Source organism: Sphingomonas sp. PP-CC-3A-396 (assembly GCF_004343105.1).
GTDB lineage: Bacteria > Pseudomonadota > Alphaproteobacteria > Sphingomonadales > Sphingomonadaceae > Sphingomonas.
In genome coordinates this window covers 525,300-549,891 of sequence record NZ_SLYF01000002.1, presented here as the reverse complement: position 1 = coordinate 549,891, position 24,592 = coordinate 525,300, and the positions used below count along the sequence as shown (strand labels likewise).

Annotated in this window: 23 protein-coding genes and 1 tRNA gene; 11 read left to right on the top strand and 13 right to left on the bottom strand. The window is 65.0% G+C overall.

Features of this window, described 5'->3' with window-relative positions:
- Positions 1-99: 99 nt before the first annotated feature.
- Both tsf and rpsB read right to left on the bottom strand, forming a co-directional pair.
- Positions 100-1,032, bottom strand: coding sequence for a translation elongation factor Ts (gene tsf, locus C8J40_RS06265; protein WP_132896232.1), 933 nt, complete (start codon positions 1,030-1,032; stop codon positions 100-102).
- An 89-nt stretch (positions 1,033-1,121) separates the two neighbouring features.
- Complete coding sequence (gene rpsB, locus C8J40_RS06260) at positions 1,122-1,976, bottom strand: 30S ribosomal protein S2 (protein WP_056055944.1); 855 nt, start codon at positions 1,974-1,976, stop codon at positions 1,122-1,124.
- Positions 1,977-2,301: 325 nt separating this feature from the next.
- Between rpsB and C8J40_RS06255 the strand changes: the two genes are divergently transcribed.
- Entirely contained in the window at positions 2,302-2,535 is a 234-nt protein-coding gene (locus C8J40_RS06255; protein ID WP_056489532.1) for a hypothetical protein, read from the top strand.
- Here the strand turns inward: C8J40_RS06255 and C8J40_RS06250 are convergent.
- Together C8J40_RS06250 and C8J40_RS06245 are read right to left on the bottom strand one after the other, a co-directional pair.
- Positions 2,474-3,325 (bottom strand): phosphatidylcholine/phosphatidylserine synthase, encoded by an 852-nt coding sequence (locus tag C8J40_RS06250; RefSeq protein ID WP_132896231.1) that lies wholly within the window; start codon positions 3,323-3,325, stop codon positions 2,474-2,476. The genes C8J40_RS06255 and C8J40_RS06250 overlap by 62 nt on opposite strands.
- Positions 3,322-4,050 (bottom strand): phosphatidylserine decarboxylase, encoded by a 729-nt coding sequence (locus C8J40_RS06245; RefSeq protein ID WP_132896230.1) that lies wholly within the window; start codon positions 4,048-4,050, stop codon positions 3,322-3,324. Before C8J40_RS06245 ends, C8J40_RS06250 begins: the two co-directional genes overlap by 4 nt.
- Positions 4,051-4,181: 131 nt before the next feature.
- On the opposite strand from C8J40_RS06245, the gene C8J40_RS06240 reads away from it, so the two are divergent.
- Both C8J40_RS06240 and C8J40_RS06235 read left to right on the top strand, forming a co-directional pair.
- Positions 4,182-5,402 (top strand): NADP-dependent isocitrate dehydrogenase, encoded by a 1,221-nt coding sequence (locus C8J40_RS06240; protein WP_132896229.1) that lies wholly within the window; start codon positions 4,182-4,184, stop codon positions 5,400-5,402.
- 216 nt (positions 5,403-5,618) lie between these two features.
- Positions 5,619-7,397: a cation:proton antiporter gene (locus C8J40_RS06235; protein WP_132738121.1), complete on the top strand. Its 1,779-nt coding sequence runs from the start codon at positions 5,619-5,621 to the stop codon at positions 7,395-7,397.
- A 56-nt stretch (positions 7,398-7,453) separates the two neighbouring features.
- Here the strand turns inward: C8J40_RS06235 and C8J40_RS06230 are convergent, their stop codons facing one another.
- Positions 7,454-9,046, bottom strand: a complete 1,593-nt coding sequence (locus tag C8J40_RS06230) for a long-chain fatty acid--CoA ligase (RefSeq protein WP_132896228.1) — start codon at positions 9,044-9,046, stop codon at positions 7,454-7,456.
- Between the two features lie 18 nt (positions 9,047-9,064).
- Positions 9,065-12,634, bottom strand: a complete 3,570-nt coding sequence (gene dnaE, locus C8J40_RS06225; RefSeq protein WP_132896227.1) for a DNA polymerase III subunit alpha — start codon at positions 12,632-12,634, stop codon at positions 9,065-9,067.
- A gap of 106 nt (positions 12,635-12,740) precedes the next feature.
- On the opposite strand from dnaE, the gene C8J40_RS06220 reads away from it, so the two are divergent.
- On the top strand, positions 12,741-13,334 hold the full coding sequence (locus tag C8J40_RS06220) for an HdeD family acid-resistance protein (RefSeq protein ID WP_132896226.1): 594 nt from the start codon (positions 12,741-12,743) through the stop codon (positions 13,332-13,334).
- A gap of 206 nt (positions 13,335-13,540) precedes the next feature.
- On the opposite strand, the gene C8J40_RS06215 is transcribed toward C8J40_RS06220, so the two are convergent.
- The 6 genes from C8J40_RS06215 to C8J40_RS06190 form a co-directional block, all read right to left on the bottom strand.
- Positions 13,541-14,020 (bottom strand): glutathione peroxidase, encoded by a 480-nt coding sequence (locus C8J40_RS06215; RefSeq protein ID WP_132896225.1) that lies wholly within the window; start codon positions 14,018-14,020, stop codon positions 13,541-13,543.
- On the bottom strand, positions 14,017-14,613 hold the full coding sequence (locus tag C8J40_RS06210; protein ID WP_132896224.1) for a GNAT family protein: 597 nt from the start codon (positions 14,611-14,613) through the stop codon (positions 14,017-14,019). The genes C8J40_RS06215 and C8J40_RS06210 overlap by 4 nt, the downstream gene beginning before the upstream one ends.
- Entirely contained in the window at positions 14,610-15,284 is a 675-nt protein-coding gene (locus C8J40_RS06205; RefSeq protein WP_132896288.1) for an ABC transporter ATP-binding protein, read from the bottom strand. Before C8J40_RS06205 ends, C8J40_RS06210 begins: the two co-directional genes overlap by 4 nt.
- 31 nt (positions 15,285-15,315) lie before the next feature.
- The gene (locus C8J40_RS06200) at positions 15,316-16,566 is read right to left on the bottom strand and encodes a lipoprotein-releasing ABC transporter permease subunit (protein ID WP_132896223.1); all 1,251 of its coding nucleotides are present in this window, start codon (positions 16,564-16,566) and stop codon (positions 15,316-15,318) included.
- 657 nt (positions 16,567-17,223) lie between these two features.
- Positions 17,224-17,910: a hypothetical protein gene (locus tag C8J40_RS06195; protein WP_132896222.1), complete on the bottom strand. Its 687-nt coding sequence runs from the start codon at positions 17,908-17,910 to the stop codon at positions 17,224-17,226.
- Between the two features lie 172 nt (positions 17,911-18,082).
- Positions 18,083-18,172: transfer RNA gene (locus C8J40_RS06190), tRNA-Ser, on the bottom strand.
- A gap of 155 nt (positions 18,173-18,327) precedes the next feature.
- On the opposite strand from C8J40_RS06190, the gene hspQ reads away from it, so the two are divergent.
- The 4 genes from hspQ to C8J40_RS06170 all read left to right on the top strand — a co-directional run bounded on the left by hspQ (position 18,328) and on the right by C8J40_RS06170 (position 20,339).
- A complete protein-coding gene (hspQ, locus tag C8J40_RS06185) occupies positions 18,328-18,723 on the top strand; it encodes a heat shock protein HspQ (protein ID WP_132738318.1) in 396 nt (131 codons plus the stop codon).
- A 244-nt stretch (positions 18,724-18,967) separates the two neighbouring features.
- Entirely contained in the window at positions 18,968-19,315 is a 348-nt protein-coding gene (gene rplU, locus C8J40_RS06180; protein ID WP_107963253.1) for a 50S ribosomal protein L21, read from the top strand.
- 13 nt (positions 19,316-19,328) lie between these two features.
- Complete coding sequence (rpmA, locus tag C8J40_RS06175) at positions 19,329-19,619, top strand: 50S ribosomal protein L27 (RefSeq protein ID WP_132738101.1); 291 nt, start codon at positions 19,329-19,331, stop codon at positions 19,617-19,619.
- Positions 19,620-19,793: 174 nt separating this feature from the next.
- The gene (locus tag C8J40_RS06170; RefSeq protein ID WP_243693228.1) at positions 19,794-20,339 is read left to right on the top strand and encodes a GNAT family protein; all 546 of its coding nucleotides are present in this window, start codon (positions 19,794-19,796) and stop codon (positions 20,337-20,339) included.
- 282 nt (positions 20,340-20,621) lie between these two features.
- Here the strand turns inward: C8J40_RS06170 and C8J40_RS06165 are convergent, their stop codons facing one another.
- On the bottom strand, positions 20,622-21,491 hold the full coding sequence (locus tag C8J40_RS06165; RefSeq protein WP_132896221.1) for a metal-dependent hydrolase: 870 nt from the start codon (positions 21,489-21,491) through the stop codon (positions 20,622-20,624).
- Positions 21,492-21,554: 63 nt separating this feature from the next.
- Here C8J40_RS06165 and C8J40_RS06160 point away from each other — a divergent pair, with 63 nt between their 5' ends.
- The 3 genes from C8J40_RS06160 to proB all read left to right on the top strand — a co-directional run bounded on the left by C8J40_RS06160 (position 21,555) and on the right by proB (position 24,528).
- Entirely contained in the window at positions 21,555-22,154 is a 600-nt protein-coding gene (locus C8J40_RS06160; RefSeq protein ID WP_132738097.1) for a TetR/AcrR family transcriptional regulator, read from the top strand.
- A 78-nt stretch (positions 22,155-22,232) separates the two neighbouring features.
- Positions 22,233-23,279 carry a GTPase ObgE gene (obgE, locus tag C8J40_RS06155; RefSeq protein ID WP_132896220.1) on the top strand — a complete coding sequence of 349 codons (1,047 nt, stop codon included), beginning with the start codon at positions 22,233-22,235 and terminating at the stop codon, positions 23,277-23,279.
- 151 nt (positions 23,280-23,430) lie between these two features.
- Complete coding sequence (gene proB / locus C8J40_RS06150; RefSeq protein WP_132896219.1) at positions 23,431-24,528, top strand: glutamate 5-kinase; 1,098 nt, start codon at positions 23,431-23,433, stop codon at positions 24,526-24,528.
- The last annotated feature ends 64 nt before the right edge of the window (positions 24,529-24,592 follow it).

Sequence of the window (24,592 nt, the reverse complement as noted above, 5' to 3'; positions counted from 1 at the left end):
GGGCGTGAGGTTCGAGACCTCGCCACTCCCCTCAACCTTCCCACCGCAAGCGCGGCGGGCCCCTTCCCTCTCCCCGGAGGGGCGAGGGAGGAAGTCGGCTTATGCCTGAGGCACACCCGAAGCAGCAGCAACCTCGGCTGCGAAGTCGGACTGTTCCTTCTCGATGCCCTCGCCGAGCTGGAAGCGGACATAATCCACCAGCTTGATCTCGGCGCCTGCATCCTTGCCGGCCTTGGCGACGACGTCGGAGATCTTGGTCTTGCCGTCCATTACGAACAGCTGGCTGACCAGGGCATGCTCCTTGCGGTACTTGGCGATACCGCCCTCGACCATCTTGGCGATGATGTCGGCAGGCTTGCCCGACTCGGCAGCCTTCTCGGTCGCGATCGCGCGCTCGCGCTCGATCTCGGACTCGTCGAGGTCGGCTTCGTTCAGCGCCTTCGGGAATGCCGCCGCGATGTGCATCGCGAGCTGCTTGCCGAGCGTCTGGAGAACCTCGTCCGAAGCCTCCGACTCGAGTGCGACCAGCACGCCGATCTTGCCGAGGCCAGGGGCCGCTGCATTGTGGATGTACGGAACGACCGCACCCTTGCTGACTTCCAGCGTGCGCGAGCGGCGCAGCGACTGGTTCTCGCCGATCGTCGCGACGTTGTTCGTCAGGACTTCCTCGACGGTCTTGCCCGATGGCATCGCCTGCGACTTCAGCGTCTCGATGTCGCCACCCGTTGCGAGCGCGATCTGCGTGACGTCACGGACGAACGACTGGAACTGGTCGTTCTTCGCGACGAAATCGGTCTCCGAGTTCACTTCGACCGCTGCGCCCTTGGTGCCCGACACGGCGACGCCGACCAGACCCTCGGCCGCGGTACGGCTGGACTTCTTGGCGGCGGCAGCTAACCCCTTGGTGCGCAGCCAATCCATTGCCTGCTCCATGTCGCCCGCGTTCTCGCTCAGCGCCTTCTTGCAATCCATCATGCCCGCGCCGCTCTTCTCGCGCAGATCCTTGACCATCGCTGCCGTGATATCGGCCATGTCTCTAATCCTTTTTAGGTCTGAATATGGTTGCGGGCGAGGCAGAGCTTTCGCCCTACCCCGCCCGCATGACGGTTCGGCGACGACGCTTATGCGTCGATCTGGCGCTCACCCTCGGCTGCGAATTCCGCAGCGGTATCGGCATTCGCGGTTGCCTGTGCCGTGTCGGCCGTAGCCTCGACGGTCGGCTCTGCGCTCAGTGCCTCTTCCTTCGGCGGCTCGACCATCGCGCCGATGTCGGCACCGGTGCGGCGCTGCTGCTCCTGGCCGCCGCGCGTCGCTGCGATCGCGATCGCCTCGCAGTACAGGCGGATGGCGCGGGCTGCGTCGTCGTTCGCGGGAACCGGGAAGGCGATGCCGTCCGGCGACACGTTCGAATCGAGGATCGCGACGACGGGAATACCCAGCGTGTTGGCTTCCTTGATCGCCAGCTCTTCCTTGTTCGCGTCGATCACGAACATCACGTCGGGAATGCCGCCCATGTCGCGGATGCCGCCGAGCGAAAGCTCGAGCTTGTCCTTCTCGCGGGTGAGCTGAAGGACTTCCTTCTTGGTCAGGCCGACGGTGTCGCCCGACAGCATTTCCTCGAGCGTCTTGAGACGCTTGATCGAACCCGAGATGGTCTTCCAGTTGGTGAGCATGCCGCCCAACCAGCGATGGTTGACGAAGTGCTGGCCCGAACGACGCGCCGCGTCTGCGACGGGCTCCTGCGCCTGGCGCTTGGTGCCGACGAACAGGACCTTGCCACCACCGGCAACCGCCGACGAGACGAATTCGAGCGCACGCGCGAACAGCGGCACGGTCTGCGAAAGGTCGAGGATGTGGACGCCGTTACGATCACCGAAGATGTAAGGCTTCATCTTGGGGTTCCACCGATGAGTCTGGTGGCCGAAATGCGCGCCCGTTTCGATGAGCTGCTGCATGGAGACGACTGGAGCCGCCATAGGGATATATCCTTCCGGTTGTGCCTCTGGGAAGCGGATGACGTCGTGGCCGAATGACCGTGACGCACCGGGCTATGATGCCTCCCATGCGGGGTTAGAGGCGCGGCCCTTAGCGTGGCTCTATTCGAAAAGCAATCGCACAAGGCCCGCTTGACTCATGGAACGCAATGAGAACATAAAGGGCTCAGAGGGGAACATATGTTCGACTCGGCGCGGAATCACCCCGGCATGACGGGATTCGAAATGCGACGAGTGGAACGATGTTTCTGACCAAGTGTTTGCGGATATTAGGAATTTGTTCGCAACTCATAGGAAGGCGGACGTGATGTTGGTTCTGAGCTTCATGGTTTTTGCTGGTGCATTCGCGGTCGCGGGCATGATGATCGTCTCGTCAATCGCGCCGCAGTGGGACCGTATCGTCCGCCTCGCAATGGGCAACGTCGAACCCGCGTTCCAGCCGCTCCGCACGCTGGCCGTTGCGGAGCGCCGGATTGCGGTCAGGCGATGGGCTTCGACGTCGGCTCCGGTGCCCGCCCGCCGCTGGAACGCTGCCGCCTGATCTTGGCGTAGCTCGCGATGCTGAACGGCATCGAGAGCAGGTATAGCACGCAGATGATGCTGAGCGTATGCCATGGCGCGCTCACGATGGCGGCGCCGAGCAGCACGACGAGCGCGATGGCCTCGAACCGTATGTTGCTGCGGAGTTTGACCGAACTCCACGAATAGGTTGCGATACTCGACACCATCAGCAGTGCGACGAACGCGACCCAAGGCGCCACGAAATATGGCGACGCGAACCTGGGTTCATCGGTCCAGAACCAGAAGAACATCGGCATCAGCGCGAGTCCCGCGCCAGCCGGCGCCGGAACGCCGGTAAGAAAGCCCGCAGACTTGTGCGGCTGGTGGCTCTCGTCGATCTTGGCGTTGAAGCGCGCGAGACGCAGCGCGCAGAACACGGCGAGGATCAGCGAACAGATCCAGCCGACGCGGGGCAGCGCCGCCAGCGACCACAGATAGACGATCAGCGCGGGCGCTACGCCGAAAGAGATCGCGTCGGACAAAGAGTCGAGCTCGGCGCCGAAACGGCTTTCGCCGTGGAGCATCCGGGCGATGCGACCGTCGAGTCCGTCGAGCACGCCGGCAACCATGATCATCGCGACGGCGCTTTGCCACTCGCCTCCGATCGCAAATCGCACGCCGCTAAGGCCTGAGCACAACGCCAGTGCGGTTACGGCATTGGGCGCGACCGCGCGCAGCGGAAGACCGCGCGGCGCCCGGCGGGTGCGACCGAACTTCCCGCGACCGCGTGCGTCGGTCGAACCGTCATCGATCTCGTCGCGATCAATCATTGCGCGACACCACCGACCGGAACACCACCGACGCGACCCAGCACGGTCTCACCTGCAACGCTGCGCTGACCGAGGCAGACCTGCGGTACGGCATGATCGGGCAGGTACACGTCGACGCGGCTGCCGAACCGGATCAGCCCAATGCGCTGGCCGGCCGCGACCATGTCGCCGGCCTTGACGAAGCCGAGGATACGACGCGCGACGAGGCCCGCGATCTGCGTAAAGCCGACCCGCATGCCGTGACGATCTTCAACGACAAAATGCTGACGCTCGTTTTCGTCGCTGGCCTTGTCGAGGTCGGCGTTAAGAAACTTGCCCGAGATATAAACGACTTGGCGGATGGTCCCGGTGATCGGCGTGCGATTGATGTGCACGTCGAACACGGACATGAAGATCGACACGCGGACCAGCGGCGCGTCGCCGAGGCCATTCTCACCGGCGAGTTCGCGCGGGATCGGCACGCGCTGGATCATCGTGATCAGCCCATCAGCCGGCGCGACGATCAGGCCTTCACCCTGAGGGGTCGTGCGGATCGGATCGCGAAAGAACGTCGCGACCCAGATCACGACGCCGACCATCGGCCAGAACAGCACGTGGCTGACAATCGTCAGCAACAGTGTGATGCCGGTCGCGATCGCGACGTATTTGTGGCCTTCCGGATGGACTGTGGGAAATCGCCATTTGACCGTGGAGGTCGTGACGGGCGGCTTGTCGAGCGATGCCATAACCCGCGGGTCTATCCGTGCAGGACGCGCGATACAACGATGAACCCGCTTTTCCTTACAGGACCAGTGGTTGATCGCCGCGGCGTGCTCCCCTAGACGCTCCCCAAACCCCTCCCCCGAAGGACCCGGATATGGCGAAGATCAAGGTAAAGAATCCGATCGTGGAGATCGATGGCGACGAGATGACCCGGATCATCTGGGAATGGATCCGCGAGCGCCTGATCAAGCCGTATCTCGATATCGAGCTCGATTATTATGACCTCGGCGTCGAGCATCGCGATGCGACCGACGATCAGGTCACGATCGACAGCGCGCTCGCCACGCAGAAGCACGGCGTCGCGGTCAAGTGCGCGACGATCACGCCCGACGAGCAGCGCGTGACCGAGTTCGGCCTCAAGAAGATGTGGAAGTCGCCGAACGGCACGATCCGCAACATCCTCGGCGGCACCATCTTCCGCGAGCCGATCGTGATCAAGAACGTCCCCCGCCTGATTCCGGGCTGGACGCACCCGATCGTCGTCGGCCGTCACGCATTCGGCGATCAGTACCGCGCGACCGACTATCTGGTCCCGGGTCCGGGCAAGCTGCGCCTCGTCTTCGAAGGCGACGACGGCACGGTGATCGACCGCGAGGTGTTCCAGTTCCCGTCGGCGGGCGTTGCGATGGCGATGTACAACCTCGACGATTCGATCCGCGATTTCGCCCGCGCCTCGATGCACTACGGCCTCAACCTAAAGTGGCCGGTGTATTTGTCGACCAAGAACACGATCCTCAAGGCCTATGACGGCCGCTTCAAGGACCTCTTCGCCGAGGTGTTCGAGGCCGAGTTCAAGGACAAGTTCAAGGAAGCCGGCATCGTCTACGAGCATCGCCTGATCGACGACATGGTCGCATCGGCGCTGAAGTGGAATGGCGAGTTCGTCTGGGCCTGCAAGAACTATGACGGCGACGTCCAGTCGGACCAGGTCGCACAGGGCTTCGGATCGCTCGGCCTGATGACCTCGATCCTGCTCACCCCGGACGGCAAGACCGTCGAGGCCGAGGCGGCGCACGGCACCGTCACGCGTCACTTCCGCATGCATGAGCAGGGCAAGGCGACCTCGACCAACCCGATCGCGTCGATCTTCGCGTGGACCGGTGGCCTGAAGTATCGCGGCAAGTTCGACGACACGCCCGACGTGACGAAGTTCGCCGAGACGCTCGAGCGCGTTTGCGTGAAGACGGTGGAAGACGGCCACATGACCAAGGATCTCGCGATCCTGATCGGCCCCGACCAGCCTTGGATGACGACCGAACAGTTCTTCGAGCAGGTCCGCTCGAACCTCGAAACCGAAATGGCCAACTGGGCCTGATCGCACTGCCCCGCTCCCCCTGAAGGGAGCGGGGCCTTAAGCCTCCCGTCATCCTGACGAAAGTCAGGACCCGGGGTTACAGACGCTGACGTTTTTGGCTCTGGATCCTGACTTTCGTCAGGATGACGGAGGGAAATACACCTCTTTCCACTGCCGATTGCGGCAGCACGTCACCACGGGTGACAATTCCGTCATGCGTCCCCTAAGGTCGCACGCATGGCATTACGGCTCGACAATCAAGGTTTCAGCGACACGCTCGTCATTCTCGGCGCGGCGGGCCTCGTCATTCCCGCTTTCGCGCGGTTCCGGGTCAGCCCGGTCATCGGTTTCATCCTGGTGGGGCTGTTGGTCGGCCCGGCCGGCTTGGGCTCGCTAACCGGGTCGGCGCCGTGGTTGTATTACCTGACCATATCCAATCCAGAATCGATCGAGCCGTTCGCCGAGTTCGGGATCATCCTGCTGCTGTTCTCGATCGGCCTCGAACTCTCGTTCAAGCGGCTATGGTCGATGAAGCGCCTGGTGTTCGGCACCGGCGCTGCAGAACTGATCGGTTCGGCGCTGATCATCGGCGTGGCGCTTCATTTCATCGGCCAGGAATGGGCGGGAGCGATCGGGCTTGGGTTCGCGCTCGCCCTATCGTCCACAGCGCTGGTCCTGCCGCTCGTCGGCACCACCGGCGCGGTCGGGCGCGGCGCGTTCGCGATGCTGTTGTTCGAGGATCTGGCGCTCGTTCCGATCATCTTCGTGCTCGGTGCGCTGGCCCCGACCGCGAGCGCGGACGGCTGGTCGAACATCGCCGGTGTAGCACTACGCGGCGGGCTGACCGTGGTCGCGATGTATGTCGGCGGACGGCTCGTCCTGCCCCGGCTGTTCGGACAGGCCGCGCGGACCAAGAGCCCAGAACTCTTCCTCGCGGCGTCGCTGCTGGTAGTGATCGTCGCCAGCGTCGCGACCACCGCCGCCGGGTTGTCGCCGATCGTCGGCGCGCTGCTGGCGGGACTGCTGATCGCCGAGACCGAGTACCACAGCGAGGTCGAGGTCATCACCGCGCCGTTCAAGGGCCTCGCGCTCGGCGTGTTCCTGATCACCGTCGGCATGAGCCTCGACCTCCGGTTGATCGCACAGAACTGGCCATCGCTGCTGCTTGCGGTGACCGGCGTGGTCGCGACCAAGGCGATCGTGACGTTCCTGTTCCTGCGCGTCGCCAATTCCCGGCGCGGCGTTGCAGCGGAAACCGGCCTGCTGATGGGCAGTCCGTCCGAGACGACGCTGATCGTCCTGGCCACCGCCGCGCAGGCACAGCTGATCCTGCCGTCGACTGCGTCGTTCTGGCAGACGGTCACCGCGATCGGGCTGACGATCACGCCACTGCTGGCAAAACTCGGGCGCACCGTCTCGCGCCAACTGGAGAGCCGATCGGGTGCCGATGCAGGCGATATCGAGATCGACGAGGACGGGCCGGGAACGGTCGTGATCGGCTTTGGCCGGGTGGGCCGGATGGTGGCGGACATGCTCGCGGTCCATGGGCAGAAATACGTCGCGGTCGAGGCGGACATCGACTCGGTTGAAGCCGCGCGCGCCCAAGGCCATCCGGTACTGTTCGGCGATGTCGCTCGCCCGGAACTGGTCGATCGGCTGAAGCTGCATACCGCCAAGGCGCTGATCCTGACGATGGACGATCCGGTGCTGACGGTGCGGCTGGCGCGGCGGGTGCGGGCTTTGGCGCCGGATCTGCCGATCGTGGCGCGTGCGCGCGATACGGCGCATGCGGCCGAGCTGTACCGGGCGGGCGTGACGGATGCGGTGCCGGAGACTTTGGAGAGTTCGCTGCAGTTGGCGGAGGCGGTGCTGGTCGATCTCGGGGTAGCGATGGGGCCCGTCATCGCCTCGATCCATGAGAAGCGCGACGAGCTTCGGCAGGAGATCAAGGCGGCCGCCGACATGATCGCCGAGCCCCGGATCAGAAAGGCCAAGCGAACACCCCGCGCGGTGTAAGGACCGCCTGGAATTCGCTTTATCCAGCGCTGAGAACGCGGCCCTGAACAGATTGGTCAGGCAGCGGCGAGCGCGAAATCCTTGAAGCGTTCGCGGAGGGCGGTTTTCAGGAGTTTGCCGGTCGCGGTGTGCGGCAGGTCGTCGACGAAGACGATCGCGTCGGGGAGCCACCATTTGGCGACGTGCTTGGCCAAATGATCGAGGATCGCCTGTTTGGTCACCTCGCTGCCGGGCTTGCGGACGACCAGCAGCAGCGGGCGCTCGTCCCATTTGGGGTGGTGGATGCCGATCGCAGCCGCCTCCGCGACCCCCGGACAGCCGATCGCGGCGTTCTCCAGGTCGACCGAGCTGATCCATTCGCCGCCGGACTTGATGACGTCCTTGGAGCGATCGGTGATCTGCATCGTGCCGTCGGCGTGGAGCATCGCGACATCGCCGGTGTCGAACCAGCCTTCTTTGTCCACCGCATCTTCGTCGGCGCCGAAATAGCGTTGGACGACCCAGGGGCCCCTCACCTGCAACCGGCCGGCTACCGAGCCGTCGCGGGGGAGGACCTTGCCTTCGTCGTCGATGATGCGGAGTTCGATGCCGAAGGGGACGCTGCCCTGCTTGCCGACGAGATCGAGTTTTTCGTCGTGCGTCATGTCGTCCCAGTGCGGCGGATTGAAGCCGGCGGTGCCGATCGGGGAGGTCTCGGTCATGCCCCAGAGGTGCTTGACCGTGGCCCCCATGCCCATGATCCGCTCGATCATCGCGCGGGGGGCTGCTGAACCGCCGATCGTGACCTGCTTGAGGTAGCGCGGGGCGTCGCCCGAGGCGTCCATGTGGCCGAACATCGCCAGCCAGACGGTCGGCACGCCGGCGGAGTGCGTCACCTTCTCGTCGTTCATCAGGCGGCACAGCACGGCGGGATCGTTGACCGCCGAATAGACCACTTTCGCGCCCGATAGCGCGCAGGCGAACGGCAGGCCCCAGGCGGCGGCGTGGAACATCGGCACGACGGGAAGCACGACCGCGTTGGGCGAGAGATCGAATACCCACGGCGCGACCTCGGCCATCGCGTGGATCAGCGTCGAGCGGTGCGTGTAGAGCACGCCCTTCGGATTGCCGGTGGTGCCGCTGGTGTAGCAGAGCATGCACGGCTCGCGCTCGGGGCCTTCCACCCACTCGTAATCGCCGTCCTCGGCGTCAAGCATCGCCTGGAAACCGTCCGGTCCCAGATCGTCGAAGCAGACGTAATGGCGGATGCTGCCCCATTGTGCGCGGAGGCGATCGACGAGCGGCTGGAACGCCTTGTCGTAGAGCATCACGCGGTCTTCGGCGTGGTTGGCGATGTAAACGAGCTGTTCGTCGAACAGGCGCGGGTTGATCGTGTGGATGACGCCACCCATGCCGATCGCGCCGTACCAGGCGACGAGGTGATGCGCGTGGTTCATCGCCAGCGTCGCGACCCGGTCACCGGGCGCTACGCCGAGCTTTTCAAGCGCCTGGGCGAGTTTACGCGCGTCTTGGGAGATGCCCGCCCAGTTGGTGCGCGTCTCGCGACCGTCGGCCCAGTAGCTGACGAGTTCCCTCGCGCCGTGTTCGCGCGCCGCGTGGTCGATCAGGCGGGGAACACGAAGCTCGAAATCCTGCATTCCACCTAGCATTCGCGCTCTCCCAAGCTGTTATCCGACCAGAGCGAGCCTCGTTTCCGAGGTCTTCATCTCGACCTTGGCGACACCGTGCAACGACTCGATGTGCTCGACAAGCTCTCCGTCGAGCAGGAAGTCGCGACCGAGCAGGATGCAGACTTCGCCATCAGGGAGTTGCGCGCGGACCCGGACCTCGCCGCGCGCGCCGCGATGTTCGGCGAGCAGCAAGGCGAGGCCGGCGAACGCCGTCATCTCGGAGATCGTCACGACCACCTGGAAGCGCGCGAGGTTGGCGAGGCCCTCGAACGGCTGGATACGCTTGATGCTGACGCGAGGCGTGTCCTCGCCGGGCTTGCGGTCGAGTTCGACGGTGATGAGGCCGCAGCCGCCGGCCTTGGCTGCCTCTTCGAGGTCCTTCGAGACCTGTTCGTCGAAGCAGGTCGCCATGAACTGGCCGCTGGCGTCTGAGCATTGCGCCATCATGAAGCGCTTGCCGCGTGCCGAGGTTCGGTAGCGCGCGTCCTCGACCAGCACCGCCATCGTCGCGCCGGCGCGGCTGCCGTCGTCGGGGATGTTGAGCTCCGACAACGCGGTATAGGCGCGCGCGCCGTGACTGTTGGCGATGTGGCGATGGCGATCGACCGGGTGCGCGGAGAAATAGAAGCCGAACGCCTCCTTTTCCTGGTCCATGCGCTGGCTGAGCGTCCAGCGGACCGAGGGGGGGAGCTTGATCGCGTCGCCCGCGGGCTCGGCGTCACCGAACAGGCCGCCCTGCCCGCTGGTCTTCTGTTCGTGCGTGCGCGCGGCGATCGCGAGAATCGTCTCGGCGGTGGCGTGGATGCCGGCGCGGTTCGGGTCGAGGCCGTCGAACGCGCCAGCGGCGGCGAGCGTTTCGAGCTGGCGCTTGTTGAGCAGGCGCGGGTCGACGCGCTTGGCGAGATCGTCGAGACCGGCGAACGGACCGTTCTGGACGCGCTCGACGATGAGCTTCTCCATTGCGCCTTCGCCGACGGATTTCAGTGCGCCGAGTGCATAACGGACAGCAAGATTGTTTCCCCGCGAAGGCGGGGACCCAGTCTGGGCACCCGCCTTCGCGGGTGAACAAGCTTCTGGTTCGGGTGCAAGGTCGATGTCGGGCAGAACCTCGACATCGAACTCCGCTTGGCTCGCGTTAATGCAGGGCGGTAGCGCCGTGATTCCCAGCCGGCGCATATCGTCGGTGAAGATCGCGAGCTTGTCGGTCTGGTGCAGGTCGTAGCACATCGAGGCCGCGAAGAATTCGTGCGGGTGGTGCGCCTTCAGCCATGCGGTCTGGTAGGCGAGCAGCGCGTAGGCGGCGGCGTGGCTCTTGTTGAAGCCGTAGCCGGCGAACTTGTCGATCAAGTCGAACAGCGCGTTCGCCTCGGCCTTCTTGATGCCGTTGACGGTGAGACAGCCCTCGACGAAGCCCGCGCGCTGCGCGTCCATCTCGGCCTTCACCTTCTTGCCCATCGCGCGGCGCAGCAAATCGGCGCCGCCGAGCGAGAAGCCGGCGAGCACCTGGGCGGCCTGCATGACCTGTTCCTGGTAGACGAAGATCCCGTAGGTCTCCGACAGGATCGGTTCGAGCAGCGGGTGCGGATAGTCGATCGCCTCGGTGCCGTTCTTGCGGCGGCCGAACGACGGGATGTTGTCCATCGGGCCCGGTCGGTAGAGCGACACGAGCGCGATGATGTCGCCGAAATTGGACGGGCGGACGGCGGACAGCGTGCGACGCATGCCCTCCGACTCGAGCTGGAACACGCCGACGGTGTCGCCCTTTTGCAGCAGCGCGTAGACGCCCGAATCGTCCCATTCGAGCGCCTCGAGATCGACCGTCACGCCGCGCTTGGCGAGCAGCTGGACCGCCTTCTGGAGCACCGACAGCGTTTTCAGCCCGAGGAAATCGAACTTTACGAGGCCCGCGCCCTCGACATATTTCATGTCGAACTGCGTGACGGGCATGTCGGAACGCGGATCGCGGTAGAGGGGCACGAGCTGCGCCAAGGGCCGGTCACCGATCACCACGCCGGCGGCGTGCGTGGAGGAGTGACGCGGCAAGCCCTCCAGTTTCATCGCCAGATCGAGCAGTTTCCGGACGCCGTTGTCGTTGGCGTATTCCTTCGCCAGCTCGCCGACGCCATTGAGCGCGCGCTCCAGCGTCCAGGGGTCGGTCGGGTGGTTCGGTACCAGCTTGGCGAGGCGATCGATCTGGCCGTAGCTCATCTGCAGCACGCGGCCAGTGTCCTTTAGCACGGCGCGTGCCTTCAGCTTCCCGAAGGTGATGATCTGCGCGACCTGATCGCGGCCGTATTTCTCCTGGACGTATCGAATCACTTCAACGCGTCTTGTTTCGCAGAAATCGATGTCGAAATCGGGCATCGACACGCGTTCCGGGTTGAGGAAGCGCTCGAACAGCAGGCCGAGCTTGATCGGATCGAGATCGGTGATCGTCAGCGACCAGGCGACCACGGAGCCGGCGCCCGAACCACGGCCCGGGCCAACGGGAATGTCGTGGTCCTTCGCCCATTTGATGAAGTCGGCGACGATTAGGAAGTATCCGGGGAAGCCCATCTGGACGATCACGTCGACTTCGAACGCGAGGCGCTTGCGATACACCTCGCGCCAGCCATCCTCGCCTTCACCGTGGAGTTCGGTGATGCGGGCTAGACGCGCTTCAAGGCCGGCTTCGGCGTCGTCGCGGAGCAGCTTGGCCTCGCCCTCGATATCGCCGGCGAGGCTAGGGAGGATCGGTTTGCGATACGGCGCCATCACCGCGCAGCGCTGTGCGACGACTAGCGTGTTGGTGATCGCCTCGGGCAGGTCGGCGAACATCTCGTGCATCACCGGCGCGGGCTTCATCCAGGCTTCGGGGCAGCTGCGGATGCGGTCCTCGGTCTCGACATAGGTCGAGTGCGCGATGCAGAGCATGGCGTCGTGCGCGTCGCCGAACGCGCTCTCGGTGAAGCAGCAGGGGTTGGTTGCGACGAGTGGCAGGTTGCGCTCATAGGCGATGTCGATGAGGTCGTTTTCGGCCGCCATCTCGATCGCGTCGTTACGGCGCGAGAGTTCGATGTAGAGGCGGTCGTCGAACAGCCCCTGGAGACGATCGAGATAGGCGCGGGCGCGGTCGGGCTGGCCTTCCGCGAACAGCCGGGCGAGGCCGCCCTCGCCGCCTGCGGTCAAGGCTATCAGACCGTCGGTGTGGCGTTCGAGCGCGGCGAAGTCGACATGCGCGGGCATCTCGATCGGGCGGTCGAGATGCGCCATCGAGACGAGCGCGCAGAGATTGTCGTAGCCGGTCATATTTTGCGCATAGAGCGCGAGCCAGTCGAACTGCGTCGCGACGCCGTCGGGCATGTCGGGGCGGCCGACGCCGAGCATGACGCCGATGATCGGCTGGACGCCGCCCTTCTTGGCAGCGTCCGAATAGGCCATCGCGGCGTAGAGCCCGTTGCGATCGGTCAGCGCGGCGGCGGGGAAGCCCAGTGCGCGTGCCTGCTTGGCGATCGCTTTCGGATCGATGGCGCCGTCGAGCATGGTGTAGCAGGAGAAAACGCGGAGGGGGACGTAACCGGAATGCATCGACCAGAGGTAGGCGCTGCGGCGTGATTCGACCAGCGTCGTTGAGTCCGATCGGAACTGTGGACACGACGAGCCGTTGCGGCGGGGACTTCTGGGAGCATTCTACATGACCGATCCACGCGGGCACTTTGCCGATACTGAAACGACGGCTGCGGGGACGCCTCGTGCGGGGGCCGGCTGGGGGTGGATCCTGGCCTATGGCGTGCTGTCGGTGGTGCTCGGGATCATGGCCTTCGCTTCGCCGTTTTCCGCGACCTATGCCGCGACTTTGGTGATCGGGGCATCCTTCATCGCGGCCGGAATCGTGTCGATCGTGTCGGGGTTTGCCGGCAAGGGGCATGAAGGGCGCGGCTATGCGATCGGGTTCGGGCTGGTGTCGCTGGTGATCGGGCTGATCATGGCGTTCGAGCCTGCGACGGGCGCGATCTCGCTCACGTTGCTGATCGCTGTTTGGCTTGGTGTGCGTGGGGCGTTGGAGATCGGGCTTGGGGCGCGGTTTCGGCGCGGTAAGGGGCTGATGATTGCGCTGGGTGTGGTGAACGTCGTGCTGGCGGTGATCGTGCTGGCGACGTTGCCTTGGTCGGCGTTGACGTTGCCGGGGTATGTGCTGGGGATTAGCTTCTTGTTTGGTGGGGTTACTTCGGTTGCTTCCGCGCTGGCGCATAAGAAGGGCGCGCCGGCGTTTTCAGTGACCGCGTAAGTGTTCTCCCGCGAAGGCGGGAGTCCAGTCTGGACCCCCGCCTTCGCGGGGGAACATTCTTGGGCTGATGTCCGCCGCCACTAAGCGCGCACCACCCCGGCGAAGGCCGGGGCCCAATTGGAGAGGTTGCAGTAACGAAGCGCGGCGGTCTTCATCGCCGTCCCCCAATTGGGCCCCGGCCTTCGCCGGGGTGGAAGCAAATCGTTTTAAAGCAGCTTCTCGATATCCTTACGGATGTCCTCGGGCTTGGTCGTTGGGGCATAGCGGTCGAGGACGGTGCCGTCGCGATCGACCAAGAACTTGGTGAAGTTCCACTTGATCGCCTTCGACCCCAGCACGCCCGGGGCGTCCGACTTCAGGCGGTCGAACAGCGGGTCCGCCCCTGCCCCGTTCACATCCACCTTCGCGAAGACTGGGAACGTCACGTCGTAGGTCAGCGTGCAGAAGTTCGCGATCTCCGCTGCATCCCCCGGCTCCTGCCCGCCGAACTGGTTGCACGGAAACGCTAGCACCTCGAAACCCCGATCGGCATAATCACGGTGCAGCGCTTCGAGGCCATCATATTGCGGTGTGAAGCCGCATTTCGAGGCGGTGTTGACGATCAGCAGCACCTTGCCGCGATACGGCTCTAGCGACGCTGCGGTGCCGTCGGCGGTCTTTACGGTGAAGTCGGTGATCGCGGTCATGGGCGGTCCTCGTGTCGGGCCAGCAAATGCGCCAAGTTCTGACGTACGCCGGGCCATTCGTGGCGGAGGATGCTGTAGACGACGGTGTCGCGCAAGCGGCCGTCGGCCATCACCTGGTGCCCGCGCAGGACGCCGTCACGCTTAGCACCGAGGCGTTCGATCGCGCGCTGCGAATTCTTGTTGAGCGAGTCGGTGCGGATCTGGACGCATTCGCAACTCAGCGCATCGAAGGCGTGGGTCAGCAGCATGAGCTTGGCCTCGGTGTTGACGCCGGTGCGCTGCACCGCCTTGGCATAGAAGGTGCCGCCGATCTCGAGCCGCTTGTTACCCTCGTTCATCCGCATGAAGCGCGTGGTGCCGACGACGGTCCCGTCGGCGACGACCGCGAACAGTCGCGCCCGGCCGAAGTCCTGCTCGCGCAACCCCGCCCCGAGCCAGCGGTCCGGCGCCTTCATCATCGCGACGTTGGCGTAGAATGTGTCCCAGAGATTGTCCGCCGACGCTGCCGCGACCAGCGCGTCCATGTCGTCGGCGACCAAAGGGCGGAGCGTGACGTGACGCCCGGTGAGCGTCGGCGTCTCACCCCAGCTCACGCCAGCCGTCCCTCGTGCAGCCGGAATACGCGGTCCATGCGCGCTGCCAGTCGTTCGTTGTGCGTCGCAACCAGCGCCGCCGTCCCCTGCTCGCGGACCAGACGGACGAATTCGGCGAAGACGATGTCCGCGGTATGCTCGTCGAGATTGCCGGTCGGCTCGTCCGCCAGCACCAGCGCAGGCTTGTTGGCGAGCGCACGCGCCACCGCGACGCGCTGCTGCTCGCCGCCGGAGAGCTGGCTCGGGCGATGCGTCAGGCGGTGACCCAGCCCGAGCTGGGTCAACAATTCCGCCGACCGCGCATCCGCCTCGGCGCGGGTGGCGCCGTGGACGAGCTGTGGCAGCACGACATTCTCGGTCGCGTTGAAATCGGGGAGAAGGTGGTGGAACTGGTAGACGAAGCCGAGGCTGTCGCGGCGGACGACCGTGCGCTCATGCGCGTTCAGCTTCGAGGCCTCGGTGCCGGCGATCTTGATCGATCCCTGAAAGCCCCCCTCGAGCAGACCCACGGCTTGCAGCAGCGTCGACTTGCCCGAGCCCGATGGCCCGAGCAGCGCGACGATCTCGCCCGGTGCGATCGCGAGGTCGACGCCGCGGAGCACGTCGATGGTCGCGCCGCCTTGCGTGAAGCTCTTGGTCAGCCCGCTGGTCTGGAGGACGTAATCGTCCATGCGCTCGATCTGGCGGTCGATTCGGAGGCCTTCATTCATAACGCAGCACCTGCACGGGGTCGGTACTCGCCGCTTTCCAGGCCGGATAGAGCGTCGCGAGGAAGCTGAAGATCAACGCCATCGCCGCGATCACGACGATCTCGACGGGGTCGGTCTTCGACGGGAGTTCGGTCAGATAGCGGATCGACGGATCCCACAAATTCTGACCGGTGACGAGCTGGACGAAGTTCACCACCCCCTGCCGGTAGAACAGGAAGATGAAGCCGAGCACGAGCCCCGCCAGCGTCCCGAGCGCACCGATCGTGGTGCCGACGACGATGAAAATCCGCATCATCGAGCCGCGCGTCGCACCCATCGTGCGTAAAATCGCGATGTCGCGCGTCTTGGCGCGGACCAGCATGATCAGCGACGACAGGATGTTGAACACCGCGACGAGGATGATGATCGACAACACGGTGAACATCGCGACACGCTCGACCGCCAGCGCCTCGAACAGCTGCGCGTTCATCGTCCGCCAGTCCTGGATGATCGCCTGCCCGCCGATCTTGTCGGCGAGCGGCTTGAGGATCTCGCCGACCTTGTCCGCGTTCACCGTCTTGATCTCGACCATGCCCGCCGCATCGCCCATCAGGAGGAGCGTCTGCGCGTCCTCGATCGGCATGATGATATACGCCTTGTCGTAATCGTAGACGCCGATCTCGAAGATCGCCCCGACGGTGTAGCTGACGATCCGCGGCACGGTGCCGAACGGCGTCGTCTGCCCCTGCGGGCTGAACAGTGAAATCTCCGAGCCGACCTGCGCACCGAGCGACTCTGCCAGTCGCGAGCCGATCGCGATCCGGCCGCTGCCTTGCGTGATCGACGATAGCGAGCCCATCACGATCTTGTTCTGGATCGTCGAATTGCGGCGGATGTCGTCGACGCGCATGCCGCGGACCAGCACCGCCTCAGCGCGCCCGTTATAGGTGGCGGCGAGCGGCTGTTCGATCAGCGGCACCGCGCTGGTCACGCCGGGGGTCGCGCGGGCCTGCGCGACGATCTCGCGCCAGTCGGGCAGCTTGCCGCCGACGCCCTGCACCACCGCATGGCCGTTGAGCCCGACGATCTTGTCGAACAGCTCGGCGCGGAAGCCGTTCATCACGCTCATCACGATGACGAGCGCGGCGACGCCGAGCATCACCGCGACCAGGCTGATCGAGGCGACGAGGAAGATGAACGCCTCGCCTTTGCCCGGCAGCAGATAGCGGCGGGCTATCATCCGTTCGTAGCGGGACAGGATCATGGGCAGCCGGGTTCGATCGTTAGGGAAACAGTCCTGCGGCTCTAGGACGCGGCCCCGCGCGAGGCAACACGCGCGAAATGGAAGGGAGCGGAGATGGCAGCGTCGTGGGTATGCTCTCGCAGATGGCTAGATTGGTATGTTGCGTAATCGCCACAGGGCGTATTCAATCGTGCCGCAGCACGCGCAAACACCGTGACAAATCCCGGCAACATAACTAGCAAAAACCTCGCTGAGACACAGGCAACGGCCGTGGTTCGGGGACTGCTTTTACGCCGCACGCAAGTGCAGAGCGGAAGCACAAAAATGGGGGCTGACGAGCGATCGTCACGCAGGCGCCCGGATCGGCAACGGTCCGGGCGTTTGCTTGTCCGGCGCAATTCGTTGCTGCATCTATACTTCGTTATACTTGGCGGATCCGTAACCTGGCGGTGTTTGCCGCGCCGTTCATGCATCGATGACGACAGACAGGCGCATTGCACTTGGTGGGAAGTTCGCGCGTGCCAAACGGACGAGAGAGGTCACGCTCACGCGTGTCACGCCCTCCCCCTCCGTCGCCCTAGGCGCCTCCCCCTGGCGGAGGAGGATTTAATCACGCCCCCCCCCCGGCCGGCATAGGATCAGCCATCGAGCCGAGGTCGCTCCGATGTCACCCCGATGTCAGCGCCGCGCCGATGCGATCGCCTGCCCCGTCAGCGCGCCTTGCTCGAAAGTCGCTGGCGCGGGCTGGGCCATGGCGGGCGCCATGTCGGGACGGACCTGCGTCGCCGCGACCTGCTGCCATGGCTGGACCGCGAACCTTAGATCTTCCGCGAGATAGGCGCGAACGACGGTGCCCGGCGGCAATTGCGCGCTCGTCCCGTGCACGAGAAAGCCCAGCGCCGACGCAAACATGATCGTCGCGACCGAAGTGATCGTTCCGCTGGTCCCCTCGTCGTTCGCCTGACCGCTCAACCGGACCGGACCGTTGGGCGTATCGATATAGAGCAGCCGGATCTCCAGCTTGCCCTTCTTGCCGAAATGCCCGTTGCGCTGCACCGATGCGACTTCGGCAACGGCGACCGACCCTGCGGGGATCACGACTTGGCCGCGGTATGACAGGCTCTCCGCCACTTCCAAATAGAGACGGTCGCCCGGCGCGTTCATCTTGGTCGACACCCGCGTGCGCGACCGGAGCGTCAGCGGCGTTCCCATCGGGAAATACGACATCAACGCCGGACTCGCAGCGGCCGTCACCGGCGCTGGCCAATAGGCGAAATTCTGTGCGCCGGCAGATCCCGAACTCGCGAGCAGCGCGGCCCCTGCCATGATGCCTGCCTTTACGCCTGCCTGTACCATCGTCTTCATCACGCTTCCCCCGTTACTGTGGGGCATGCGCTACGACCCATTCTTGTCGAACCGCCGAAAGAGCAGAGTTTCTGCAGCTTTAACCACGCGGCCTTAGCCACGCGAAGCGCGAGTTCACGCACGGACATGGGGCCCCAGCAAGGGCGATGTATCCAGCGATGTCAGCAAATAATGGCGGAGAGGGTGGGATTCGAACCCACGGTACCCTCGCGGGTACGCCGCATTTCGAGTGCGGTACATTCGACCACTCTGCCACCTCTCCGCAGGTCATCCAAGGTGCTGCGAACAGTCCCTCCGATCGGTCGAAGCGCGGCCTCTAATGAAGTGCCCCAAGGGACGCAAGCGGATTTCGGGGTTGCGGGCTCCAGCTCGCGCGTTTTCCTTGTGCGGCGCAAAACAGACCCTAAATTGGCGGATATGCCCCGACACGACAGTATCGCTCACGACATCACCAGCCCGCTCATCCCCGTCGAGGTGGTCGCGCCGCCGATCTCGCATGCGAATTTCTCGATTGGCGACGTCGTGCGGCACCGGCTGTTCGATTTTCGCGGGGTGATCTTCGATGTGGATCCCGTGTTCGCGAACAGCGACGAATGGTATGCGGCGATTCCGGAGGATATCCGTCCGCGCAAGGATCAGCCGTTCTACCATCTGCTCGCGGAGAACATGGAGTCGAGCTACGTCGCGTATGTGAGCCAGCAGAATCTGGTGCCGGACGATAGCGACGAGCCGGTCGATCATCCGGCGATCTCGGGGTTGTTCAGCGACTATGCGGATGGCCGGTACGCGCTGCGGCAGGTTCACCGGCACTGAGGCGAATCGCGCCGTCGCCTAAAGACGCTTGTTCTCCCGCGAAGGCAGCAGTTCGGTCTGGGTCCCCGCCTTCGCCGGGAAACAATTTGGGGACGGTGCGGTAGACGACACCACGCTCTCCATCTTTACCACCCTCCCGCGCCCCTTCGCGGTTGACAACTCTGCCCCCCTCCCTTAGCTGCCCGGCTTCTCCCGGCGGACCTTGCGTTCGTGGGGCACATGTATTTGGAAAGTGACAAGGGCCATGTTCGCAGTCGTGCGCACGGGCGGCAAGCAGTATCGCGTCGCCGCCGGAGATAAGATCGTCATCGAGAAGATCGAGGGCGATGCAGGTGCGTCAGTGACGCTTGGTGACGTTCTGCTGGCGGGCGAAGGCTCGGAGCTGCGGTCCGTCGAGGGCTTCGTCGTCGCTGCAGAGATCATCGCGCAGGCGAAGGCGGACAAGGTCATCGTCTTCAAGAAGCGTCGTCGTCATAACTATCGTCGTAAGAACGGCCATCGCCAGCAGCATACGATCCTGAAGATCGTGTCGGTCGGCGGCCAGACTGCAAAGAGCAACGAGGGCGACACCGCCCCCGCCGCTCAGGCATAAGGAGTAGCTTTAGATGGCACATAAGAAAGCAGGCGGCTCTTCGCGCAACGGTCGCGATTCGGCCGGTCGTCGTCTCGGCGTCAAGAAGTTCGGTGGCCAGGCGTGCGTCGCCGGCAACATTCTCGTGCGTCAGCGCGGGACGAAGTTCTACCCAGGCACGAACGTCGGTATCGGTACCGACCACACGCTGTTCGCGCTGGTCGATGGCCGCGTCGTGTTCAGCCAGGGCAAACTCGGGCGCAAATTCTGCTCGGTCGAGCTGGCAGCGAACGACACGGCAGAGATGCCGGTAGCAGCCGAATAACATCGGGTAACCATCCGGGTTGCCCACCAGGGTGACCCGGGTCGCGAAAGCGAACCTGAACAAGGGAGACGGGTCACCCCGGCTCCCTTTTTTATTGCTCCCTCCACGCGGCTGTCGCGGTCCCGTCATCCCGACGTGGCATGCGCGCAGCCAACGACGCGATAGGAGAGAGCCGTGTTCGCGCGCACCAAGAGACTGACGTTGCGGCCGGGTTGGCCGGAAGATGCGCCCGCATTGGCGCGGGCGATCGGCCATGAGTCGGTGGTCGCGAAGCTGGCGCGAGCGCCTTGGCCGTATGCGCTGGGGGACGCCGAGGCGTTTCTGGCGCAGCCGCGTGGGCCGCACGACCCACATTTCATGATCGAGACGATGGAAGCGGGCGCACCGCGACTCGTTGGCGGGATCGATATCCGCGCGGCGGATGCGGGCCATGAGCTCGGCTATTGGCTGGCGCCTGACGCCTGGGGTCGCGGTTATGCGACCGAGGCTGGCGAGGCGGTGGTGGCGATGGCGCGGCACGCCCTGGGCTTGCGGCGGCTGGATGCGTTTCATTTCGTCGATAACCCGGCGTCCGGGCGCGTGTTGGCGAAGCTCGGGTTTCGGCCGACCGGGCGGGTCGAGGCGCGGACGTCGCGCGGGCGGGGTGGCGAGGCGCCGGCGGTGATGTTCGAGCTGGATCTGGATGACGACCGATGTGCGCCGATGCCTTTGGCGGCGTAAGTCGGAGATTCGCTACCCTCTAAAGGTACGCCACCCCGGCGAAGGCCGGGGCCCAGTTGGGGGACGTCTCTAACAGAGGATATCCCTCCGTTACTGCAACCTTTCCAACTGGGCCCCGGCCTTCGCCGGGGTGGGGTGTATGTTTAGGCGGGCAGTTGCTCTTCACTAACTGTTCCCCCGCGAAGGCGGGGGTCCAGGAATCACGGGCGGTGTCATTTGGTATCCTGGGCTCCCGCCTTCGCGGGAGAACTAGGAGGGGAGATAGAAGCCGGGAGTCCGGACTTAGGCCACCGCCACCACCCGCTTCGCCACCGGCAGCACCGCCGCTTCATACTCGCTCTCCGCCAGCCCGATCAGCGCGCGATCGTCGTGCTTCCATGGGTGGAAGCCCGGCAGGAAATACGCTGCCCACACACCCGCAACTTTCCGCGCCATCCCCGGATTGCCGAACGCGTACCACGCCATCCGCGCCCACACGCGCGGTCCGGTCAGCCCGTCCTGCCGCAGCAGTTCCACCATTCCGCGCGCACGCCCGGTGAAGAAGCGCCAAGTCGTGATCAGCATCACCTTCGACTTGATCCGCCACCGCAGCAGTCGCGGCCAGTCACGAGTCGCGTGCAGCCAGGTGTCGTAGGCGACGCCCTTGTGCTCGATCTCCTCGGCTGCGTGCCAGAGCCACAATGCTGCCGCCTGTTCGTCGCCACCCGCCAGGTGCTTCGGATTGGCGATCAGTTCGTGCGCCAGCATCGCGGTGAAATGCTCGAGCGCGGTGGTCGCGGCGAGGCTGGCGATCTCAGGCTTGTCCTTGGTGATCGCCAACTGCGCATCGACATCGGCCATCAACGGCGCGACGTCATAGCCCTGGTCGGTGACGTGGCGGTTGAAGGCGACGTGCTCGCGGGTGTGGATTACCTCCTGCTTGATGAAGGCGTTGATCTCGGCGTGGAGCTTCGGCGGCGTGCCCTCGCGAAACTTACGGACGCTGTCGACGAAATAGCCCTCGCCCTTGGGAAACGTCACCGACAGCGCGTTGTAAAACGCGGTCGCGACGGGATCGTCGTTCAGCCACCAGCGACGGATATCGGCGCCGCGGCCAAAGCGGCGGTCGCGCGGGGTGATCGTCAGATCGGCAGGCGTGGTTGCTTTCGCCACGGAAACCTCCAAACAGGAATGAACACTCGTTACTTACATTGATGTAAATAGGTTTCCCGGTCCGTGACGTCAACTCCGCGCAAGCGCCTATCCCCTACCGAATCGCGCGAAGCCGCCGTCGAGGCCGCGCGCGCGCTGCTCGTCGAGAGCGGCCCCAGCGCGGTCACGTTGAAGGCGGTTGCAGGTCGCGTCGGGCGTACGCACGCCAATCTGCTCCACCATTTCGGCTCGGCGGAGGCGCTGCATACCGCGTTGATCACGCGGATGGCGGCGGACATCGTCGGCACAATCGGCGCCGCGGTGCTGCGCGTGCGGGCGGGCGAGCTGGATCCGCGCGAGGTGGTGGAGATGACCTTCGACGCGTTCGGCAAAGGGGGCGCGGGCGCGCTGGCGAGCTGGATGATTTTGTCGGGCAACACCGATGCGCTCGACCCGATTCTCACCGCGATCCATGACTTGGTCGACGAGCTCGCGGAGGGCGACATGCCCGGCGACCAGCCGATCCAGGAACAGACTCTGACGCTGGTGCTGATGGCGCTCGGCGATGCGCTGATGGGGGCACCAATGGCGCGCGCGCTCGGGCTGCCGGTCGGCAAGGCACGCGAACTGGCGCTCGACGCACTGCTCGCGAGCAAGGACGCTGCCACCCCTCCTCGCTGCTGACACGCTCGAACCAGAGAGCAAATCGGGAGCCGAATCGCAGAGGGTGGCGATTTTCGCCAATTTCGCTATGGGGCGGCGATGCATTTTCTAGACCAAGCCAAGATCTACGTACGTTCGGGTGAGGGCGGCCCCGGTGCCGTCAGCTTCCGCCGCGAGAAATATATCGAATATGGCGGCCCCGACGGCGGCAATGGCGGCAAGGGCGGCGACATCGTGTTCGAATGCATCGCCGGCCTGAACACGCTGATCGACTTCCGCTACACGCAGCATTTCCGCGCGCCACGCGGCTCGGGCGGATCGGGCTCGAACCGCACCGGCGCAGGCGGCAAGGACCTCGTCATCCGCGTCCCGCTCGGCACGCAGGTGCTGTCGGAGGACAAAGAAGAGGTACTGATCGACTTCACCGAGGTCGGCCAGCGCGAAGTGCTGTTCCGCGGCGGCGATGGCGGGCGCGGCAACGCGAGCTACAAGACGTCGACCAACCGCACCCCGCGCCAGCACGGCACCGGCTGGCCGTTCGGCGAGGCGTGGGTCTGGCTGCGGCTGAAGCTGCTCGCCGACGCGGGCCTCGTCGGCCTGCCGAATGCGGGCAAGTCGACCTTCATCAACCAGGTGACGAACGCGCAGGCCAAGGTCGGCGAGTACGCCTTTACCACCACCCGCCCGCAGCTGGGCGTGGTGCGGCACAAGCAGCGCGAATTCGTGGTCGCGGATATTCCGGGGCTGATCCAGGGTGCTGCCGAAGGTGCGGGGATCGGCGACCGTTTCCTCGGGCATATCGAGCGGTGCCGGGTGCTGCTGCATCTGGTCGATGCGAACGACGCCGATGTCGGCGAGTCGTACCGGATCGTGCGCGACGAGCTGGAGAATTACGGCGAGGGGCTCACCGACAAGAAGGTGATCGTCGCGCTGAACAAGATCGACATGCTCGATCCGGAACTGATCGCGGCGCTGTCGGCGGAGCTGGCGGAAGCCAGCGGGGCCGAGGTTATGGCGATTTCAGGCGCGAGCGGCGCTGGCATCGAGGCGGTGCTGGACCAGCTGATCGAGGCGATCGGGCCGGCGGCGGGCGCGGCGAAGGAACTGGAAGAAGGCGAAGTGCCGGTCGCATGGTCGCCGCTGTAGGCACCGTCTTGGCCCTCTCCCCTGCGGGAAGAGGGACGGTTCCAGATTTCTCCCCTTCCGCTTGCGGGAGGGGTCGGGGGAGGGCTTTCTTGCCGACAGGTCACGCCCACCCCTCCCCTAACCCCTCCCGCAAGCGGGAGGGGAATGCGTGATGTTTCCGCCTTCGTCTTGTGCGCGGCTGATCGTGAAGATCGGGTCGGCGTTGCTGGTCGATCCGGATGGGAGCGTTCGGCGGGAGTGGCTGACCGGCTTAGTCGCTGACATTGCCGCCCGGACTAGCGAAGGCCAGCAGGTTGCCATCGTTTCGTCTGGCGCGATCGCGCTCGGCGCTCGGCGTCTAGGTCTCCCCAAGGGCGGCCGGGCAAGTCTCGAGGACGCACAGGCCGCCGCCGCCACCGGCCAGATCGCGCTCAGTCAGGTCTGGGCTGAACTCCTCGCAGCGCAAAATCTCAACGCGGCGCAGATCCTTGTCACGCTGGATGATCTCGAAGACCGCCGCCGCTATCTCAACGCCGCCGCGACGCTCAACCGGCTGCTGTCGCTGAAGGTCGTACCGGTCATCAACGAGAACGACAGCGTCGCGACCGAGGAAATCCGGTTCGGCGACAATGACCGCCTTGCTGCCCGCGTCGCGCAGGCCGCCGGCGCGCAGGGCGTGATCCTGCTGTCCGACGTCGACGGGCTCTACACCGCCAACCCGCATACCGATCCGTCCGCGACTCATATCGCCAGCGTGCCGCGGATCGATGCGGTGGCGGGGATGGCGGACGACGGGTCGGGCTCGGGCATGGGATCGGGTGGCATGGCCTCGAAGATCGCCGCGGCACGGATCGCGACCGGAGCAGGCATTCCGCTGGTGATAGCGTCGGGGCGGATCGAGCATCCGCTGTCGACCCCTGCCCGTCATACGATCTTTACGGCTGAGCGGACGGCGTCTGCACGGAAGGCCTGGCTTGCGGGGGGGCTTACCGCGAAGGGTGCGATCCATGTCGATGCGGGGGCTGCGTCTGCGCTCGGCCAGGGTCGGAGTCTGCTCGCCACGGGCGCGACTCGAATCGATGGCGGCTTCATGCGCGGCGATCTGGTCACGATCGAAGGACCAAACGGGACGGTCGCGCGGGGACTTGCAGAATATGATGCGGCCGACACCGCGCGTCTGCTTGGTCGCCATAGCGACGATCATGCGGCGATCCTTGGGTATGCTCCAAGATCCGCGCTTGTGCACCGCAATCATCTGGCGCTCGTATGATCGGCCAAGCATTGTTCACCCGCGAAGGCGGGTGCCCAGTCTGGGCACCCGCCTTCGCGGGTGA

Bases quoted from the DNA above. Each gene is read 5' to 3' on its own strand.
- C8J40_RS06220 (WP_132896226.1), top strand. From the start codon at position 12,741: ATGACCGATCCACGCGGGCACTTTGCCGATACTGAAACGACGGCTGCG.
- C8J40_RS06255 (WP_056489532.1), top strand. From the start codon at position 2,302: ATGTTGGTTCTGAGCTTCATGGTTTTTGCTGGTGCATTCGCGGTCGCG.
- rplU (WP_107963253.1), top strand. From the start codon at position 18,968: ATGTTCGCAGTCGTGCGCACGGGCGGCAAGCAGTATCGCGTCGCCGCC.
- C8J40_RS06250 (WP_132896231.1), bottom strand. From the start codon at position 3,325: ATGATTGATCGCGACGAGATCGATGACGGTTCGACCGACGCACGCGGT.
- proB (WP_132896219.1), top strand. From the start codon at position 23,431: ATGTTTCCGCCTTCGTCTTGTGCGCGGCTGATCGTGAAGATCGGGTCG.
- C8J40_RS06215 (WP_132896225.1), bottom strand. From the start codon at position 14,020: ATGACCGCGATCACCGACTTCACCGTAAAGACCGCCGACGGCACCGCA.
- obgE (WP_132896220.1), top strand. From the start codon at position 22,233: ATGCATTTTCTAGACCAAGCCAAGATCTACGTACGTTCGGGTGAGGGC.
- rpmA (WP_132738101.1), top strand. From the start codon at position 19,329: ATGGCACATAAGAAAGCAGGCGGCTCTTCGCGCAACGGTCGCGATTCG.
- C8J40_RS06205 (WP_132896288.1), bottom strand. From the start codon at position 15,284: ATGGACGATTACGTCCTCCAGACCAGCGGGCTGACCAAGAGCTTCACG.
- dnaE (WP_132896227.1), bottom strand. From the start codon at position 12,634: ATGCATTCCGGTTACGTCCCCCTCCGCGTTTTCTCCTGCTACACCATG.
- C8J40_RS06200 (WP_132896223.1), bottom strand. From the start codon at position 16,566: ATGATCCTGTCCCGCTACGAACGGATGATAGCCCGCCGCTATCTGCTG.
- hspQ (WP_132738318.1), top strand. From the start codon at position 18,328: ATGCCCCGACACGACAGTATCGCTCACGACATCACCAGCCCGCTCATC.
- C8J40_RS06240 (WP_132896229.1), top strand. From the start codon at position 4,182: ATGGCGAAGATCAAGGTAAAGAATCCGATCGTGGAGATCGATGGCGAC.
- tsf (WP_132896232.1), bottom strand. From the start codon at position 1,032: ATGGCCGATATCACGGCAGCGATGGTCAAGGATCTGCGCGAGAAGAGC.
- C8J40_RS06230 (WP_132896228.1), bottom strand. From the start codon at position 9,046: ATGCTAGGTGGAATGCAGGATTTCGAGCTTCGTGTTCCCCGCCTGATC.
- C8J40_RS06245 (WP_132896230.1), bottom strand. From the start codon at position 4,050: ATGGCATCGCTCGACAAGCCGCCCGTCACGACCTCCACGGTCAAATGG.
- C8J40_RS06235 (WP_132738121.1), top strand. From the start codon at position 5,619: ATGGCATTACGGCTCGACAATCAAGGTTTCAGCGACACGCTCGTCATT.
- rpsB (WP_056055944.1), bottom strand. From the start codon at position 1,976: ATGGCGGCTCCAGTCGTCTCCATGCAGCAGCTCATCGAAACGGGCGCG.
- C8J40_RS06195 (WP_132896222.1), bottom strand. From the start codon at position 17,910: ATGAAGACGATGGTACAGGCAGGCGTAAAGGCAGGCATCATGGCAGGG.